We start from the raw sequence: 17,678 nt of genomic DNA, 5'->3' as shown, positions 1-17,678 counted from the left end.
ACCGAAGATCATTTCATTTTCGGTTGTTCCGTTTTATGTATTTCTAAAACAAAATTTATCGAGTCCTGTTACCATCGATAAATTAATCTCACAAAACTTTTCGTTTAGGCACGGTAGCCACAAAATCTTTCAGATAAAACGGTTCAAAATAGGCTACATCTTCAAACTTACTGGCTTTAAAGTATTGTTCAGCAAGCCCAATCATGTTTGCTGCAGAAGTCGAGACCCCGTTAATGAACACGGCATTCGGATGTTTCAAGACTTCTTTCACCTTATCACTCCCATTTCCAAAGAACAAAACTTTCCGGGTAGATAATAAATCGGCAAAAGAATTTTCTTCAATCACTTCTGCATGAATATCCCGTACAACATTTCCCTCCCGATCATATATTGCTGTATAGACTTCCATGCGACGGGCATCAATCATCGGGCAATAAAAAGCTTCTTCGCCTTCTCTCCGGGCCACGGCATTTGCCAATGCTGCCAATGTACTAACAGCAATCAAAGGTTTCCCGGCACCAAAGCATATTCCTTTGGCTAAAGATACCCCGATACGCAAGCCCGTGTAGGAGCCGGGACCCATACTTACGGCCACGGCATCCAAATCATTCGCCGTCAAGTTATTCTCTTTTAATAAATCATCCACGTACACACCCAGTAAAGTAGAATGATTAAATCCCTCGTCATTCTCTTTTAAAGCAATCACATTTCCATCCCGGGCTATCGCCACGGAACATACATCTGTTGAAGTATCTATATTTAGAATAAGAGCCATAATACAATTGAAAATTGAAAATTGAAAATTGAAAATTGAAAATGTGGGGACACTCTCGACTTCAATCTTCGGATTATTACTTTCTGATGATTTGAATTTCGCCGCCAACACCTAGTTTGATAATACTGGAGGGTGCGGGATTCGTTGTTTCTTCCTGACGGAAATCGACCACGTAATCGACAGCAGTTTTCACAGCATCACTGATTTCGGCAAAACACCGGGGAGAAGGTTCTCCACTGATGTTGGCAGAGGTAGAGACAATGGGTTTACGGAAACGGTAAAGCAAGGATTTCGTGAAAATCTCAGAGGTAATCCGAATGCCGATAGTCCGATCTTGTGCTATCAGATTCTTCGCCAGATTCTTCGCATTCGGATAAATGATTGTCATGGGTTTATCGTTCACTTCCAGCAGCTCGTAAGCCACGTCCGGAACCTCCACGTAGGATGCAAGCTTACCCACGTCGTCCAGTAATACCAACATGGCCTTACTATCTTCCCGGTGTTTCAGCTCGTACACCCGTTTCACGGCAGCCTCGTTCGTGGCGTCACACCCGATGCCCCATATCGTGTCCGTGGGATAAAGAATTATCCCCCCATTTTTAAGAATTTCGCAAGCCTTGCGAACTTCTTCCTTTAGCTTTTCATCATTCATTATAAGTCATCTATAGTGGGGACGAAAGTACAAAGTTTATGGCAGGATGTCAATTTTTAAGGTATCTATTTTTATTCTTCCAAACTTTTATTCAAAATATCAAGATCGTATCCATATAGTTATAATTTCATTATATTTGTCCCGTGAAATAAAAGGACGGCATTTCAAATTCTAAGAATATGATGAATGACAGTATATCTTCTCCAATATTTTGGATGTATTTTTCGTACGTCCTTTCTTTTATCATTCCCCTATTTTGCGGCCTCACGCTATTAACGGTCAAAGGGGCCGTCCCTAGCGAACAAGCCGGAATGCATCCGCGGCGGCTACTGGGAATTATTTTCACATTCTCGGGGTTGATCTTCATCCCGAACATGATACAAGATATCCATAAATATATCACGGGTGAACTGGGCTTACCGATCTTTGATATTGCCATTAATTTGTTCCTGGTTCCCCTGTATTTTTTCTATTTCCGTAAGCTCACGAAACCGGAAAAACTGACATCCCGAAGAATCTGGCCACACTTGATGCCGGGAATTTCGGTGCTGATCACCAGTTTCTTTCTGTCCCCTCTGCAAGAAAAAGTTGCAGGAAACGGCGTGTTCTTAAACGCCAACTTACCTTTAATTATTTTCCGTTGCGCCAGCCTGATCCTTCAAGCCATCATGATCACGATATACACGTTTCGCATTCTGCATTTGAAACGAGAACACATGCAACGACTGGAAGAGAATTATTCTTCCGTGGAAGACATCGATTTACACTGGCTAAACCAAGCCATCCCTCTAGCTGCATTTTTCGCATTTGTAGCTCTTTTCGCATCTTGTTTTCAAGCCATCTGGAGCGATTATCTATTCCACATCAGTTCCATATTATTCACTTTTTACTTGTTTATCCACGCTCTCAACGAACCTTATATCTGTTACACGGAGCAACACGCGGAGATTCATGAAGAGGAAATCATTTCCCCTAATTCCTGCCCGGAACCACCCGTTACCGCTCCCACAAGCGAAACGGAATTATCCCCTGTTTTTCCCGCCCTACCCGAGAAGTATCTGAAAAATCTCGGGATCAAAAGAGAAAAGATGAAAGATGAACTCGTCCACCTTTTCGATGAAAAAGAAATATACACCAACGGGAACCTGACCATAGCCGACGTCGCCGCCTTGCTGGGAACAAACCGCACGTACGTCTCGAACGTTATCAACAACGAGTTTGGTTTCAGTTTCTACCAGTTCGTCAACAAATATCGGATTCAAAAAGCCACCATTTTATTAATTCAACACCCGGATATGCAAATCCAGGAAGTAGCCAGCCTTTCCGGTTTCAACTCCCTTTCCTCGTTCATCTCCTCCTTCAAGCTCAACGAGGGCATCACCCCAAAACAATGGAAACAACGTTACGTGGACATCCTTTAACAATTTCGAATACGTAAAAACTTTGGAATTCGTACAAGTCACGACCGAAAAGGTAAAATTATAACAGAATTTTACTATTTCGGCATCATTTTATCTCCCGAATGCAAACATTTGCATAAACATTAACTGCAAAATCAACGGGTTGTTAAAATGAAAAAAACAATTTTGTTATCGGCATTACTCATCTCCTCCTTTTCCTGCATAAAAGAGAAAGGGCAGGATTGTGGTACGATCATGATTACCGCAGATTGGGGAAATCTGCCAAAATGCGATGACATGCGTTTCATATTCTACCCGGACAATGGAGAACGGCCCATCAATTACACGATAAAATCAGGAATCTATACTTTTAATCTCCCACAAGGAAAATATAAAGTCCTGTTTTTTAATAACGATACAAAAAACATTCTATTCCAAAACATTGACCGATACGAATTCGCAACCGCTTCTGTCATGCCAGTTTCAAAAGCCGGCATAACGGTCAACCAGCCAGATATGCTTTATGGAACGGCTATTGACGAGATTATTATCGAAGAAGGAAAATCCGTTGAGAACAAGGTGAAAATCTACCCGTACACGAAAAACATCGTTGCGAATATCAATATACCCGAAAAAGAACGGCCTCAGGTAAACACCATAACGGCTCAATTAAAAGGTATAAGCTCATCCGTCCTTCTTTCAGCGAGACGGTCTGTTCTCGAAAACATTCCGGCCGAAACCTTGATGAACACGCAAGTGCAACTTGACGGGAACCTCACCATGACTTGCACCACTTTTGGCCCTGCCAACGATAAAAGTTCTTCCACGAGCGAAGTAACCAGCGTAATCGAAATCAACACCACGTATAAAAATAATACACGAAAGACCATTACCGCGGACGTAACAACCGTCCTCGAAAACATCCGAGAAGAAGAAAACCTGAATCAAGCCGTGATCGGACTTAAAGACATGGGTATCTATGTTGCAGTTTCCGGCTGGAAACCAGGAACAGCGTCAGGTTCCATTAACAAATAACAAAAAATCGAAACACATCATTATGAAAATAATTATAATCATCAGCACAATACTATTTATCACGACTTCCTGTTCAAAACAGGAAGGAAATGACAACGATAACGACAGGCTAATCAAACTGGATGCAGGCGTCTCTACCGTTATAACTGCCCCACTTTCAAAGGCTGCCATCACCACAGAGTCATTCGAAGCCACAGTGGCCGGATGGGAAACCAGCTCAACCCCAAATTACACGCAAGCAGCGACCTGGACCAGCACTCCTACCCGAATTACAATCGGATCGACTGATGCCCTCGAACTAAAGAATAACCCCGAATACAACCTGGAAACTTCAATCAAGACCTATGTTACCGGATGGTACCCCGCAGGGATACCTAGTAACGACATGGTTTCAATCACATCAACGTCCGGAGATATTGACGTGATGTACGCCGGGGCCATATCCGGTTCACTAGATAATAAGATAAAACAAACATTAACATTCAACCATTTACTAACACAAATTAAATTCGTCATCATCGGGAAGGGTTGGGAAACCACGAACAAGCTTCAATCGATCACGATCGATCAAGCACAATTACCTATTTCCTTAAACATCGGCACAGGCGTCGTTACCTATGCAACCATAGCGCCTCTTGTAATCCCCGACCTCTCCGGTCAAACGGTTACCACCACGGCTACCCCGGCCGGAGTCCCCGTGATGATTGCTCCAATCAACGGAAACGCCCTCCCGTTAACCATCGTTAGCGATAGCGGAACAACAAAAATAACCGCCACGACCACGGATACAAACTACCAAGCCGGAAAAGCCTACACCGTCACGCTTAACTTCAACAGCTCAGGTATAGGAGTCACGGCAACGGTAACCCCTTGGCTGGAAGGCTCGGCATCAGGAACTATAGTAGAAAATTAGATAAACAAGAAATTAATCATTTAAATTTATAATCATGAAAAAACTAATAACATTAGCACTTGCATGTGTAGCACTTGCAAGCTGTAGTAAAGAAAACGAAGAAGGTGTTGAACCGAATGCCCCGGTGGAAATTAAATTGAACGCGGGGATCGAGGGAATGGCCCGTGCAGAAATTACCAAAATAACAGGAGCAACAGATGTACAATTTGTTCGAGTTGATGGCGCCACGCCAAGTTGGACAACAGTAAGTGATATTTCAACAACCGGATCAATTGCGGAAAGCACTGGCACAATTTCACTTACCACAAAACAATACTACCCAACAGATGGAAGCAATGCTAACATACTAGGCTTTTTCCCTGTAGCAACTAGTATTACGAATGGAGTAGCCAGCATGACTATAGACGGGGAAAAAGATTTGATTTACGCACAGCCTGTTTTCGGCACGAAAGGAACCCCCATGTCTAATTTAGCATTCAATCATTTACTTACGCAATTCAAATTTGTCATAATTAGAGATGGCGCTACAACAAATACTGACATTACAAATGTCTCTGTAAAGTTAGAAAACATGAATACAACGTGCGATTTAGCTTTAGCAAATGGAACTCTGAGCAATTGGGGTACTCCAACCTTTAGCTCTGAAGCAATATCTACTGGAACAGCTTCTACAACAGCTTCAACACCTACAGCAGGAATTATGTTGGAACCAAACTTATCATCAATCAACGTCACAGTATCTGCTACTGGATACACATCAACAATTGTTCCAATTGCAGGAACTGATGACAATTCATTCAAAGCAGGTAAAGCATACACCATCACATTAACTTTTAAAGGAACAGAAATCACGCCTACAGCAACGATCACCGAGTGGGGAACAGGAACTGCTACTGGTGGTGATGTAAAATAAAAACTCTGATCTTCAAAAAATAAAAATAAGATTCAAGCAAAACACTTGAATCTTATTTTATATATCAAATTCGTGTATCTATTTTATTATCCATTCACATTCGGTATAAAACGATCCAAAGATTTACGAATGACCTTATCAATTAATCACAAGCTCTCCCAAGTTTATGTAACTATTATCCCATAGATTTATATCCGTAATAATCCCCCATTCCCCTTGAAACGACCTCACCTCGTCCTTCTCGGTATATTGCCAAAGGTCCGTGAATGGTCGGAGAAAGGAAGAGGAAAGGTCCGAGGGAGATTATTACTCCGGCTAAAGGCTGATATTACCTTGGCATTAAGCAATGCTCACCAATTATTCTCTTGAAAGTCACCTTATAGTTCATTTAGACCACGGAGCATTCATCCTGTATTTATCCTCGATAGAATTGGTTTTTGATTTAATTATATTTGCAGATCGAGTATTTCATATTGTATATTAACCACTTGGAAAAATATACCTATCCTACGATACACGCATGATCATCGGATAAGCAAACCATAATGAAGCCGGGACAACAATGATCCCTCTATTGACTTACCTTCACCCATTTCATCCTCCCAATGCTTACAAATTTTCAATCGAGCCAAACTATTATACCTTCCGGTATAATACCTTTGGGTATAAAATCATCAAAGGATTTACAAATCACCTTACCAACAATCGCTTACACAAATACGACTTTATCACCGAACAAAACAGCAATAAAGTCGTAATATAAATTCAAACGAATCTTATAAAAAGTCCGCTATTCTCTCTATACCAAATGCTTGATCAATTCCTCCCGATCTCCATACAGCATATCGATCACCGGGATCTCGATCAACGTGTAGCATCCCGGTTGTTGCTTCATGGAGGCACGGGCTGTTGCCACGAGGATTTGTCCCGTTAAAGCCGGGTTATTGATTTTCATGTCAAATTCGAACAACTGGTTCTGCGTTTTGCCGGAAACTCCCTTACGCACAAGATTCACGCCGTGCCCCATATCCTTCAGGTTATCAACACACTCCACCTGCATCACGTGCGTCTCGTCATGCACGAAATAAGGATCGGTCTTGATTGCCTCGGCCACTTGTTTAAAATCATACCCCTCTTTCAGCTCCACGTACACCATCCGGCGATGGATTCCCGTTCCCACCGGGATCGTCATGGATAACGCGGCTTTCACGCCTTCAACGGCTTTCACGGCAACCGTGTGTCCCATGCTCATACCGGGGCCAAAATTTGTATAAGTAATCCCTTTCGGGGCGCAAGCCTCTAGCAAGGCACGAACGACAGAATCACTTCCCGGATCCCATCCGGCGGAAATAACAGATACTTTCCCATGCTTTTTGGCAACCTCTCCCAGACGTTTATGCAAACCGGAAATCTCCGTGTGAATATCGAAACTATCCACCGTGTTAATCCCCATAGCCAGTATTTTCGAGGCATACGACTCCACACTACGGGTTGGGGTACACAAAATTGCCACGTCTACATCCTTGATTTGAGCAATATCCGACACGACAACATAGTCCTTCAATTCGGCCGGCACGTTCGTCGCATCCCGGCGTACTACTCCTGCTACTTCAAAGTCGGGGGCAGCTTGCAGTGCCTCAAGCACGTAACTACCTATATTTCCATACCCGACGATGGCTGCTCTAATTTTCTTCATCTGTTTTTGCTTTTTAAATTAACATCGCAAATTACGAAATAAATTTTTTTCTTACAAAACGTAAGCGTAACGTTTTCACCTATTTGTTAAACTTTCAACATCTATTTTTTCCTTGCCATTAAAATACAACATACACCACTGCATCTTTTTACCTTCTTTTACATCGATCCTACCCAACTCGTTTTATCCCTTCATTATCTCTTCGTTCCCTGGAATAAACATATATCGAAACCATAACGAAAGGACAACAGCCGGATGTAAAACTATCTATTGAATATCAATTCATTATCTATTTTTCTATGCAAGACAACATTCCTGCAATATTTCTTTAAATATCTGTCATTCCATCATCCCCCGATAACCCATAGAACATTCTATTCACAAAATCCTTAAAAAGACTTATATTCCGATTCACGAGGCGAAATAAAGAAGAATTTCTTTTTTTTATTGTCAAAAACGGCTAATTTTGCCTTTCGTTTTTAATAACAAACAGTTACAGAATAAATACATAAAAATCTATTATGGCAGAGAATGTAAACGAAAAGCTTTTCAGTGAATTTGCTCCCAACACCACCCAAGAGTGGAAGGACAAAGTCATTGCAGACCTAAAAGGGGCTGACTTCGATAAAAAGCTGGTTTGGAGAACAAACGAGGGATTCAACGTACAACCGATGTACCGGTTGGAAGATATGAAAGACCTCAAGAACTTAGAATGCTTCCCGGGAGAATATCCTTTCGTGAGAGGTAACAAGAAAAATAACAACGAATGGTTCGTTCGTCAGGACATCGTGGTAGAGGATGTGGCTGAGGCGAACAAGAAAGCGTTGGATGTTCTGAACAAGGGTGTTGACTCACTCGGATTCGTGCTTACAAATTGCAAGAACTTCACGAAAGCCGACATGGCCACCTTGTTGAAAGATATTTGCTTGGAATGTATCGAGATTAACTTCGTTGTATGCTGCAACAAGGTTGCCATCTTGAATATGTTCAAAGAGTACGTTGCAGAGAAAGGATTCAACCCTGAAAAAATACAGGGAGGTATCAATATCGATCCGATCAGCAAACTCGTTTTAGAAGGAAAATTCTGTGACCCGAACCCGTTCAGCGTGGTAAAGGCTACCACGGAGAGTACTGCCGAACTGAAAAACTTCAAAACCATTGAAGTGGGTGGATATGTTTTCAATAACTCAGGAGCATCCATCGTTCAGGAATTAGGTTTCAGCTTGGCTGCCGGAGTTGAATATCTTGACAAATTAACCGATGCAGGAATGGACGTGAAGGACATCGCTCCCCGTATGCGTTTCCACTTTGCTACCGGTTCCAAATATTTCATGGAAATTGCTAAATTAAGAGCAGCTCGTTATTTGTGGGCTCACATCGTGAAAGCTTACAATCCTTGCTGTGACTGTGTTTGCAAGATGAACATCCATGCTGAAACATCAGAATGGAACAAGACAGTATACGACCCGAACGTGAACATGCTCCGTACTCAAACGGAAACCATGTCCGCAACGATCGGTGGTGTTGACTCGTTCACGGTTCACCCGTACGATTATATCTACGAGTGCCATCCTTCAGAACTAGGAGAACGCGTGGCTCGTAACCAACAATTGTTATTGAAAGAAGAATCACACTTTAGCAAAATCGTTGACCCTGCCGGTGGTTCATATTATATCGAGGAATTAACCCAATTCATCGCCGAGGCTGCTTGGAAACTGTTCTTGGAAGTACAAGAACAAGGTGGTATGGTGAAAGCTCTTGAATCAGGATTCGTACAGGCTGCCGTGAAAGCTACCGCACAGAAGAGAGATCAAGACATCGCTAACCGGAAAGAAAACTTCTTGGGTACAAACCAATTCCCGAACTTCAACGAAAAAATGGATAAAGAGCTTTGCGCTTGCATCTTAGAGCCGGAAGACAAAACCGCTCCCGACGCTGTTGTTGAAACGTTGAAACCTTACCGTGGAACTCAAGCTTTCGAAGCTATGCGTATCAGAACTGACTTGTTCGCTAAAGAACAAGGTCGTCGCCCGGTAGTTTACATGTTCCCGATGGGTAATTTGGCTATGCGTAAAGCAAGAGCTCAATTCGCTTGTAACTTCTTCGCTTGTGCCGGATTCCAAGTAATGGATAACAACGGATTCAAGACTGTTGAAGAAGGTGCTAAAGCATGTATGGACAACAAGGCTGATATCGTGGTAATCTGTAGCTCGGATGACGAGTACGCTACTATCGCACCGGAAGTATATGCAGCAATGAAGGACAAAGCAATCATCGTTGTTGCCGGTAACCCAGAATGCAGACCCCAACTAGAAGAAATTGGCATCAAGAACTATGTTCACGTGAAATGTAACGTGCTGGAAGACTTGAAAGCATACCAACAAAAATTGGGAATTAAGTAATTGACGATCAAAAATTGAAAGATGAAACCAAATTTCAAAGATATAAATATCAAGTCAACAGAGAAAGCTACCACTGCCGCTGCAGAATGGGAAAAAGCTAATCACATCGAGAAAAACTGGTTGACACCCGAGCTGATACCGGTAAAACCCGTGTACACGGCTGAAGATTTAAAAGGGATGGAGCACTTGGATTATGTTGCCGGTATCCCTCCATATTTACGTGGTCCGTACTCCATGATGTACCCGATGCGTCCTTGGACAATCCGTCAATATGCCGGATTCTCTACCGCAGAGGAATCAAATGCATTCTATCGTCGTAACTTGGCTGCCGGACAAAAAGGTTTGTCTGTAGCATTCGACTTGGCTACTCACCGCGGATATGACTCAGACCACCCGCGTGTAATCGGTGACGTGGGTAAAGCCGGTGTTGCCGTAGACTCTATCATGGACATGAAGATCTTGTTCGATCAAATTCCATTGGACAAAATGTCTGTATCTATGACGATGAACGGTGCCGTACTTCCTATCTTGGCATTCTATATCGTTGCCGGATTGGAACAAGGTGCTACTCTTGATCAATTACAAGGAACAATCCAGAATGATATCTTGAAAGAGTTCATGGTGCGTAACACTTATATCTACCCGCCGAAGTTCTCTATGAAGATTATCGCTGACATCTTCGAATACACTTCCAAGAATATGCCGAAGTTCAACTCTATCTCTATCTCCGGATACCACATGCAAGAAGCAGGTGCTACCGCTGATATCGAGTTGGCATACACCTTGGCTGACGGTTTGGAATACTTACGTGCCGGAGTTAATGCCGGAATGGATATCGATGCGTTCGCACCTCGTCTGTCATTCTTCTGGGCTATCGGTATGAACCACTTCATGGAAATTGCCAAGATGAGAGCCGGACGTTTATTGTGGGCTAAGATCGTTAAACAATTCAACCCGAAAAACCCGAAATCTTTGGCATTACGTACACACAGCCAGACTTCAGGTTGGTCATTAACCGAACAAGATCCGTTCAACAACGTGGGTCGTACTTGTATAGAGGCTATGGGAGCTGCTTTGGGACACACACAATCTTTGCACACCAACGCATTGGATGAGGCTATCGCTCTTCCGACTGACTTCTCTGCTCGTATCGCTCGTAATACCCAGATCTATATTCAAGATGAAACTACCGTATGTAAATCAATCGACCCATGGGGAGGTTCTTACTATGTTGAGAGCTTAACTCAAGAATTGGTTGAGAAAGCATGGGCTCATATCCAAGAAGTTGAGAAATTGGGTGGTATGGCTGCCGCTATCGAATCCGGTATTCCAAAACTCCGTATCGAAGAAGCTGCTGCCCGTACACAAGCACGTATCGACAGTGGAGCTCAAACGATCGTGGGAACCAACAAATATCGTTTGGAAAAAGAAGACCCGATCGATATTCTTGAGGTTGACAACACCGCTGTACGTGAAGCCCAAATCCGTCGTTTGCAAGAATTGAAAGCTAACCGTAACCAAGCTGAGGTTGACGCTGCATTAGCTGCAATCACCAAATGTGCAGAAACAGGAGAAGGAAACTTACTTGAATTAGCTGTTGATGCAGCTAAGAAGAGAGCATCTTTAGGTGAAATTTCAGATGCATGTGAAAAAGTTGCCGGACGTTATAAAGCAGTTATCAGAACCGTGAGTGGAGTATATTCAAGTGTCGCTAAAGAAGACGAAGACTTCAAGAAAGCGAAAGAACTGGCAGACCAGTTTGCAGAAATGACAGGACGTCGTCCGCGTATCATGATCGCTAAAATGGGTCAGGACGGACACGATCGTGGTGCTAAAGTTGTTGCTACGGGTTACGCAGACCTTGGCTTCGACGTGGATATGGGACCGTTGTTCCAAACCCCGGAAGAAACCGCTAAACAAGCCGTTGAAAACGACGTTCATGTTGTCGGAGTATCTTCTCTGGCAGCCGGTCATAAAACGCTTGTACCTGCCGTTATCGCAGAATTGAAGAAATTGGGACGTGAAGATATTCTCGTTTACGTGGGTGGTGTTATTCCTCACCAAGACTACCAATTCTTGTTCGACGCAGGTGCCATCGCCGTATTCGGTCCCGGTACCAAAGTTCCGACAAGTGCTATCCAAGTTCTTGAAATTTTGATCGACTTGGCTAAGAAATAATAAAATGCCATCAGGCAGAAGAAGGGAGTCCACGGGGCTCCCTTTCTTTTTGACCATACTTCTCCCCTGTTTATTACCAAATCCTACCGTGATAAAGAAGTGATCTAACCCAAATAATCCCCCACCTTCAGAGATCATTCGAAGATCACTCGTGACTCATCCAACACGGGATGAATAAGCTCCGTGGAATCATCGAGAAAGTTTCGAACAAGGAGGATTATCTCCTCTAATTCTCTTTAGGTTTTCCTCTAATCTCCTTTAATTATATTCACGGAAACAAACATTTCAAACAATAATTTCTTTTAAAATTTGCATCCGTCTTGGAGTTCATTATATTTGTAAGTACAAAAAAGTGTGCATGAATCCGTCAGAATCCATATTAGATTTACTCAAAAAAGACGAAAGCGGTGCATTCCGACTTCTTTTTGACCGGTACTATGATAATCTATTATTATATTGTTATCATATATTGGATGATTTGGAAACAGCCGAAGACATTGTACAGGATTGTTTCGTCAACCTGTGGAATAGCAAGCGCCTTCATTCATTCTCGGGCGATCTGGACCGATTCATTTTCAAAATGGTTAAAAATCAAGCTTTCCTTTTTCTCCGGGAATACAAGAAAAGATACAATATACAAGTTTCATTCTCCCAAGAAAGTGAAATCTCTCATTATGACACGCTTGACGAGTCCTCCAAAGAGATCGAATTATTATACCAAACAATAGACAAGCTCCCCGAAAAATGCCGGAAAGTCTTCCTCATGGCCTGTCTGAATGACAAAACCTACCAAGAAGTGGCCGATGAACTAGGCACAAGCATTAATACCGTGAAGACTCAAATGAAGACAGCACTCAAATTTTTACGGGAAAACTTACAAGAAGAATTGTTTTTCACGCTTTTACTTTTTTTAACAAAAAAAGATTAATTTCTTATCACCCTTTTTCTTCCTTTTAGCAATATATAAAAAAACAAAGGGAGAGATATGAAAAAAGACATTGATGACATCCTAGCTGCCTACCTAAATAAAGCTCCATTGACCGAGGAGGAAAGACAGGAATTCGAGGTATGGAAGAATTCTTCCGTCCATAACAAGAAAGTAGGAAAACTGATAGTGAAATTAGAGAAACAAAAACAGATATTAGCCCGGCATCAATCACATCAAGTCGTATTTAACAAAGTTCAACACCAAGTCCAACAAAGCAAAAGAAAACGTCAATTGATCTTTTGGTCATCCTGTGCAGCAGGAATTATCCTATTTATCGGTTTTTTCTTCCTTCTCCGTCCGGAGAACACCGTCACGAGAACACAAACGATCAATCAAACGTATATCTCCGGTTTAGCACTTAAAAGACCCGCGGCAGAATTGATTTTACCTGATGGCAGAAAGCGATTACTTAGCCAAGAGAAAAAAGCGGTTATTGTCTCTGACAGTAACAGGGAAATGCGCACGGACCAACAAACTCTAATTGTTGAATCCAATACCATTAAAACGAGAGAGACCGAGTATTACACTATAAACATACCCTACGGGGCAGAATACAATCTAGTACTTTCGGACGGATCGAAGATATATCTCAACGCAGGTAGCACATTGCGCTATCCGGATCAATTTATCGGGGATAAGAGAGAAGTATTTTTAACCGGAGAGGCCTATTTCGAGGTTAAATCTGATTCCCTCCACCCATTTATCGTTCATGCATCGGATGTTGCAATTCGGGTATTGGGAACTTCTTTCAATGTAAACGCTTATGCTGAAGGGGCGTGGGTAAAAACGACCTTGGTAGAAGGGCGGGTGGAGGCCCATTGTGGAAATAAAAATATCATCATGGCTCCCGGTACGCAAGTTGCTTACAATAAAACTACACAAGAATCGGACTATTTTCCGGTAAATGTACAACAATTCATCTCTTGGAAGGAGGGTTACTATGAATTTGAGGATATGTCCTTGGAGGAATTAATGCAAATTTTTACCCGATGGTACAATCTTAATATCGAGTTCGCAGACCCAAAAGTCAAAGAGATAAAATTCAGTGGACGATTGAAACGTTACGAGGATCTCCGTCCATTATTCGAGATGCTGGAATACACTCGTGACGTCAATTTCATCATTGCTGAAGACAAGATTATAATACAAAGAAAATAAAAATATAACAGGTTGAAGACTTGATCAATCCTCAACCTGTTCCTATTCTCAATACTTTCCGGAGTCCTTGCAAGAATCGGAAGTATAGATGTTTAATAAATTAATTTACAAATTTATGAAAAAAAAGCGAGACTATGCATTGCCAAGATGCTGGAATTCATGGCAGAAGATGTTAATCTTTAAAAATTTTCTAGTAATCTTGTTGCTAGGTGTGTGCTTTGCCCTCCCGACAAATGCACAGGCCCAAAAGAAAACAAAGGTTACTTTAGATTTGAAAGATGTCACGTTAAACGAAGTCATCGAGGAATTAAAAAAGCAAACCGACTATGACTTTTTCTACAACAGTGAGTTGGCCAAATCCAAAGGAAAAATTTCAGTAGAGGCTAAAAACAAGGAGGTAAAACAACTTTTAGACGAGATTCTTCCCAAGCTGGGATTAGAATACGCCATTTCACAAAGCTTGATCTCCATTCGAGAGAAAAAGATCGTAGAATTAATCAGACTTAGTGGTAAAGTTACAGATGAGAAAGGAAATCCTATTCCCGGAGCCACAGTAATTATCCACGGGACAACCCAAGGAGTTGCCACAGATGCCAATGGACGGTACACGATTCCTGTTAGACCTGACGATGTTTTACGAGTTTCTTTCATCGGTTACAAACCGGAAATCGTTGCTATCAAAGGAAAAAAGACCGTGAATGTAACATTAAATCCAACAGCCGAAAACATTGAAGAAGTTGCCGTTGTTGCCTTTGGTACACAGAAGAAAGAAAGTGTAGTATCTGCAATCTCCACGGTACGCCCCATGGATTTAAAATCCTCTAACAGTGACTTAACAACAAGCCTAGCGGGACGTGTCCCCGGTATTATCGGTTGGCAAACGGGAGGAATTCCGGGAGCGTTGACCGAAGAAGAGATGAATACGAAGTTCTATATTCGCGGGATCACGTCTTTCCAGACAGGAGCAAATATTGACCCATTAATCTTGATCGACGGGGTAGAATCGTCAAAATTGGAACTAGCCAGAATTGCACCCGAAGACATCGAGACTTTTTCGGTATTAAAAGACGCCTCGGCAACAGCGATGTACGGGGCTCGCGGGGCAAATGGAGTAATCATGATTACCACGAAAAAGGGGGAAGAAGGCAGCGTGTATGCATCTTTACGTTATGAATCCATATTCTCCATGCCCACCAAAGAAATTGACGTGGTAGATCCCATCACTTATATGCGAATGTACAACCAAGCATTAATGGGACGCTCACAAGCTTCAACACCCAAATACAGCGAGGAAACAATCAACAGAACCCTCTCGGGAAAATATCCTTCTTGGCTATACCCTCAAAACGACTGGTACGATGTTTTATTTAAACGTTTTAACGTAAACCACCATGCCGGGATCAGTATTAGGGGTGGTTCAAAGGTTGTACAATATTACGCTTCTGTAAATTACAACCGAGATCAAGGTATGCTAAAAACAGATAAATTAAATGATTATGATTGTAACATCATAAACAATCAAACCTCTTTCCGGGCAAACCTGAACATTGATTTAAAGGCGGGTATCAAATTATTAATCAACTCGTCCACCACTTTAGATAAATATAATGGACCGTTGTATGATGTAACCCAAGCGTACCAATTAGCCTTTAATGCTTCCCCTGTCGATTTTGCACCTACCTATCCGGGAGATGATACATACAACTGGCCCCATCTTCGTTTTGGAGCAGTAGATGAATACACGACAAATCCATACATGGAGATTCAAAAAGGATACATGAAACGCACCCGGTATTCTACCACAAACAAAGCAGAATACATCCATAATCTTTCCTCTCTAATCAAAGGTCTTGAGATTAGAGCCAGCGTATCCATTGTTCAATCCGGATACTACACAACTGGTTTTAAAACTGCACCTTTTTTATATTCTCTTGAAAACTACAACTTCGAAACAGGTAAGCATACCCTACATGCTATAAACCCGGTATCTGCCCGTAGAACACTAGAAGTCGCATCTAACAGTTCTACAACCAACACGCAAGTGACTTACGAAGGGCGGGCATTACATACCGCAGCATGGGGAGATCACCAGACTTCATTAACAGGAGTCTTTCAAATGCAAGAACGAACCTACACTCCCATCCAATCCGTCCTAGACGGTATGCCCCGACGCAACATGACATTCTCCATGCGCGGAAGTTATGGATTCAAAGATCGGTACTTCATAGAAGGTAGTTTCGGGTACAATGGCTCCGAACGTTTCGCGGACAAGAACCGAATGGGCTTTTTTCCAGCCGGAGGAATTGCCTGGGTTATATCCAGCGAACCATTCATGCAATCCACTTCAGAGTGGCTACCCTTTTTAAAATTCAGAGCTTCATATGGGAAGGTTGGAAACGACGGAATCATTTCAACCCCTCGTTTTGTTTTTCTGCCACTCATCGAAAAACCTAATAGCCTTCAATATAAAGATCCAATGCCCTATGGACAAAATATTAATCGTTTCCGAGTTTCTTCCTATGCTAATGAAAATATAAAATGGGAGATTGCAGAACAAGTAAATTTGGGACTAGAGGCTAAGTTATTCAAAGGTGTTGTTGAATTTACTTTAGATGCTTTTCAAGAAGTACGCCATAACATTTTGGCCAATCGTACCACAATCCCCTCTTCCATGGGTGTAGAGCTTGCCCCCTTAGATAACATTGGTAAAGCACGAACGCGCGGGTTAGACTTTTCTGGCAAAATCCAACACGCTTTCACAAATGACTTGTGGGTCATCTTAAACGCCACGGCCACTTATTCCGAATCAAAATATTTGGAAATTGAAGAGGCAACGGATAAACCAGTATGGCAACGTAAGGTTGGTCATGAAATCTCTCAACAAGTAGGATATATTGCAGAAGGTTTGTTCCGCGACCAGGCAGAAATAGACAACTCTCCGGTTCAAGGTGGGGATGTAATGCCCGGAGATATCCGTTATCGCGACCTGAATGGTGATGGAGTGATTGACGTGGAAGATGCGACTTACATCGGATTCCCAGAAACTCCTCGATTAATTTATGGTTTCCAAGGCTTTATCAACTACAAGAGTTTCGAATTCAGTTTTGCATTCCAAGGTTCCGGGAAACGAGGATTCTTTATGGATCCTAAAAAAATATCTCCATTTGATAATGACCACGCCATGCTAAAGGCTATTTACAACGACCATTGGTCAGAAGACAATATGTCAAACAAACCGTTCTGGCCACGATTATCAACTTACAACTTAACACAACACAATCCACAAGAAGATTGGTATAATGAAAATAATGCAGAAATTCGTAAAAGTACCTACTTTATGCGAGAATGTAGTTTTTTACGTTGTACCTCGTTGGAATTAGCTTACAATATGCCTCGAAAATTGATGGATAAATGGAAATTGCAGAATGTCAAACTCTTCGTCCGGGCAAATAATCCATTCTTAATCACCAACTTTAAAGTATGGGATGTAGAATTAGGTGAAGACGGTTTTAATTATCCCATACAAAAGACATATGCTATCGGTTTAAATTTCAGTTTCTAATTCTAA

The 17,678-nt window shown here is 42.0% G+C and carries 12 protein-coding genes; 9 read left to right on the top strand and 3 right to left on the bottom strand.

Annotation, left to right across the window (positions count from 1 at the left end; all coding sequences use genetic code 11):
- Window positions 1-88: 88 nt before the first annotated feature.
- Together tsaB and I2I33_RS02495 are read right to left on the bottom strand one after the other, a co-directional pair.
- The gene (gene tsaB / locus I2I33_RS02500; protein WP_087419775.1) at window positions 89-775 is read right to left on the bottom strand and encodes a tRNA (adenosine(37)-N6)-threonylcarbamoyltransferase complex dimerization subunit type 1 TsaB; all 687 of its coding nucleotides are present in this window, start codon (window positions 773-775) and stop codon (window positions 89-91) included.
- Window positions 776-851: 76 nt separating this feature from the next.
- Window positions 852-1,427 carry an L-threonylcarbamoyladenylate synthase gene (locus I2I33_RS02495; RefSeq protein ID WP_087419358.1) on the bottom strand — a complete coding sequence of 192 codons (576 nt, stop codon included), beginning with the start codon at window positions 1,425-1,427 and terminating at the stop codon, window positions 852-854.
- A gap of 179 nt (window positions 1,428-1,606) precedes the next feature.
- Here I2I33_RS02495 and I2I33_RS02490 point away from each other — a divergent pair, with 179 nt between their 5' ends.
- The 4 genes from I2I33_RS02490 to I2I33_RS02475 all read left to right on the top strand — a co-directional run bounded on the left by I2I33_RS02490 (window position 1,607) and on the right by I2I33_RS02475 (window position 5,688).
- Window positions 1,607-2,848: an AraC family transcriptional regulator gene (locus tag I2I33_RS02490; protein WP_087419357.1), complete on the top strand. Its 1,242-nt coding sequence runs from the start codon at window positions 1,607-1,609 to the stop codon at window positions 2,846-2,848.
- 150 nt (window positions 2,849-2,998) lie between these two features.
- Window positions 2,999-3,862, top strand: coding sequence for a DUF5119 domain-containing protein (locus I2I33_RS02485; RefSeq protein WP_087419356.1), 864 nt, complete (start codon window positions 2,999-3,001; stop codon window positions 3,860-3,862).
- Window positions 3,863-3,884: 22 nt separating this feature from the next.
- Entirely contained in the window at window positions 3,885-4,775 is an 891-nt protein-coding gene (locus I2I33_RS02480) for a fimbrillin family protein (RefSeq protein WP_162613680.1), read from the top strand.
- A gap of 34 nt (window positions 4,776-4,809) precedes the next feature.
- The gene (locus I2I33_RS02475) at window positions 4,810-5,688 is read left to right on the top strand and encodes a fimbrillin family protein (protein WP_087419354.1); all 879 of its coding nucleotides are present in this window, start codon (window positions 4,810-4,812) and stop codon (window positions 5,686-5,688) included.
- A gap of 799 nt (window positions 5,689-6,487) precedes the next feature.
- Here I2I33_RS02475 and I2I33_RS02470 read toward each other — a convergent pair.
- Window positions 6,488-7,384 (bottom strand): diaminopimelate dehydrogenase, encoded by an 897-nt coding sequence (locus I2I33_RS02470; RefSeq protein WP_087419353.1) that lies wholly within the window; start codon window positions 7,382-7,384, stop codon window positions 6,488-6,490.
- Window positions 7,385-7,905: 521 nt separating this feature from the next.
- On the opposite strand from I2I33_RS02470, the gene mutA reads away from it, so the two are divergent.
- The 5 genes from mutA (at window position 7,906) to I2I33_RS02445 (ending at window position 17,672) form a co-directional block, all read left to right on the top strand.
- On the top strand, window positions 7,906-9,786 hold the full coding sequence (gene mutA, locus I2I33_RS02465) for a methylmalonyl-CoA mutase small subunit (protein ID WP_087419352.1): 1,881 nt from the start codon (window positions 7,906-7,908) through the stop codon (window positions 9,784-9,786).
- A gap of 21 nt (window positions 9,787-9,807) precedes the next feature.
- Window positions 9,808-11,964 (top strand): methylmalonyl-CoA mutase, encoded by a 2,157-nt coding sequence (gene scpA / locus I2I33_RS02460; protein ID WP_087419351.1) that lies wholly within the window; start codon window positions 9,808-9,810, stop codon window positions 11,962-11,964.
- Between the two features lie 358 nt (window positions 11,965-12,322).
- On the top strand, window positions 12,323-12,892 hold the full coding sequence (locus I2I33_RS02455; RefSeq protein WP_087419350.1) for an RNA polymerase sigma-70 factor: 570 nt from the start codon (window positions 12,323-12,325) through the stop codon (window positions 12,890-12,892).
- Window positions 12,893-12,949: 57 nt separating this feature from the next.
- Window positions 12,950-14,110: a FecR family protein gene (locus I2I33_RS02450; RefSeq protein WP_087419349.1), complete on the top strand. Its 1,161-nt coding sequence runs from the start codon at window positions 12,950-12,952 to the stop codon at window positions 14,108-14,110.
- A 115-nt stretch (window positions 14,111-14,225) separates the two neighbouring features.
- Window positions 14,226-17,672 carry a TonB-dependent receptor gene (locus tag I2I33_RS02445; protein WP_087419774.1) on the top strand — a complete coding sequence of 1,149 codons (3,447 nt, stop codon included), beginning with the start codon at window positions 14,226-14,228 and terminating at the stop codon, window positions 17,670-17,672.
- Window positions 17,673-17,678 lie beyond the last annotated feature (6 nt).

Origin of the sequence: Butyricimonas sp. BSD2780061689_150309_C8 (genome assembly GCF_015560935.1) — a bacterium.
In the GTDB taxonomy this organism is placed as follows: Bacteria; Bacteroidota; Bacteroidia; order Bacteroidales; family Marinifilaceae; genus Butyricimonas; species Butyricimonas paravirosa.
This window is presented reverse-complemented; position numbering and strand designations above follow the sequence as displayed.

What these genes read in the sequence shown, in the direction of transcription:
- tsaB (WP_087419775.1), bottom strand. Translation starts at nt 775, where the DNA reads ATGGCTCTTATTCTAAATATAGATACTTCAACAGATGTATGTTCCGTG.
- I2I33_RS02495 (WP_087419358.1), bottom strand. Translation starts at nt 1,427, where the DNA reads ATGAATGATGAAAAGCTAAAGGAAGAAGTTCGCAAGGCTTGCGAAATT.
- I2I33_RS02490 (WP_087419357.1), top strand. Translation starts at nt 1,607, where the DNA reads ATGATGAATGACAGTATATCTTCTCCAATATTTTGGATGTATTTTTCG.
- I2I33_RS02485 (WP_087419356.1), top strand. Translation starts at nt 2,999, where the DNA reads ATGAAAAAAACAATTTTGTTATCGGCATTACTCATCTCCTCCTTTTCC.
- I2I33_RS02480 (WP_162613680.1), top strand. Translation starts at nt 3,885, where the DNA reads ATGAAAATAATTATAATCATCAGCACAATACTATTTATCACGACTTCC.
- I2I33_RS02475 (WP_087419354.1), top strand. Translation starts at nt 4,810, where the DNA reads ATGAAAAAACTAATAACATTAGCACTTGCATGTGTAGCACTTGCAAGC.
- I2I33_RS02470 (WP_087419353.1), bottom strand. Translation starts at nt 7,384, where the DNA reads ATGAAGAAAATTAGAGCAGCCATCGTCGGGTATGGAAATATAGGTAGT.
- mutA (WP_087419352.1), top strand. Translation starts at nt 7,906, where the DNA reads ATGGCAGAGAATGTAAACGAAAAGCTTTTCAGTGAATTTGCTCCCAAC.
- scpA (WP_087419351.1), top strand. Translation starts at nt 9,808, where the DNA reads ATGAAACCAAATTTCAAAGATATAAATATCAAGTCAACAGAGAAAGCT.
- I2I33_RS02455 (WP_087419350.1), top strand. Translation starts at nt 12,323, where the DNA reads ATGAATCCGTCAGAATCCATATTAGATTTACTCAAAAAAGACGAAAGC.
- I2I33_RS02450 (WP_087419349.1), top strand. Translation starts at nt 12,950, where the DNA reads ATGAAAAAAGACATTGATGACATCCTAGCTGCCTACCTAAATAAAGCT.
- I2I33_RS02445 (WP_087419774.1), top strand. Translation starts at nt 14,226, where the DNA reads ATGAAAAAAAAGCGAGACTATGCATTGCCAAGATGCTGGAATTCATGG.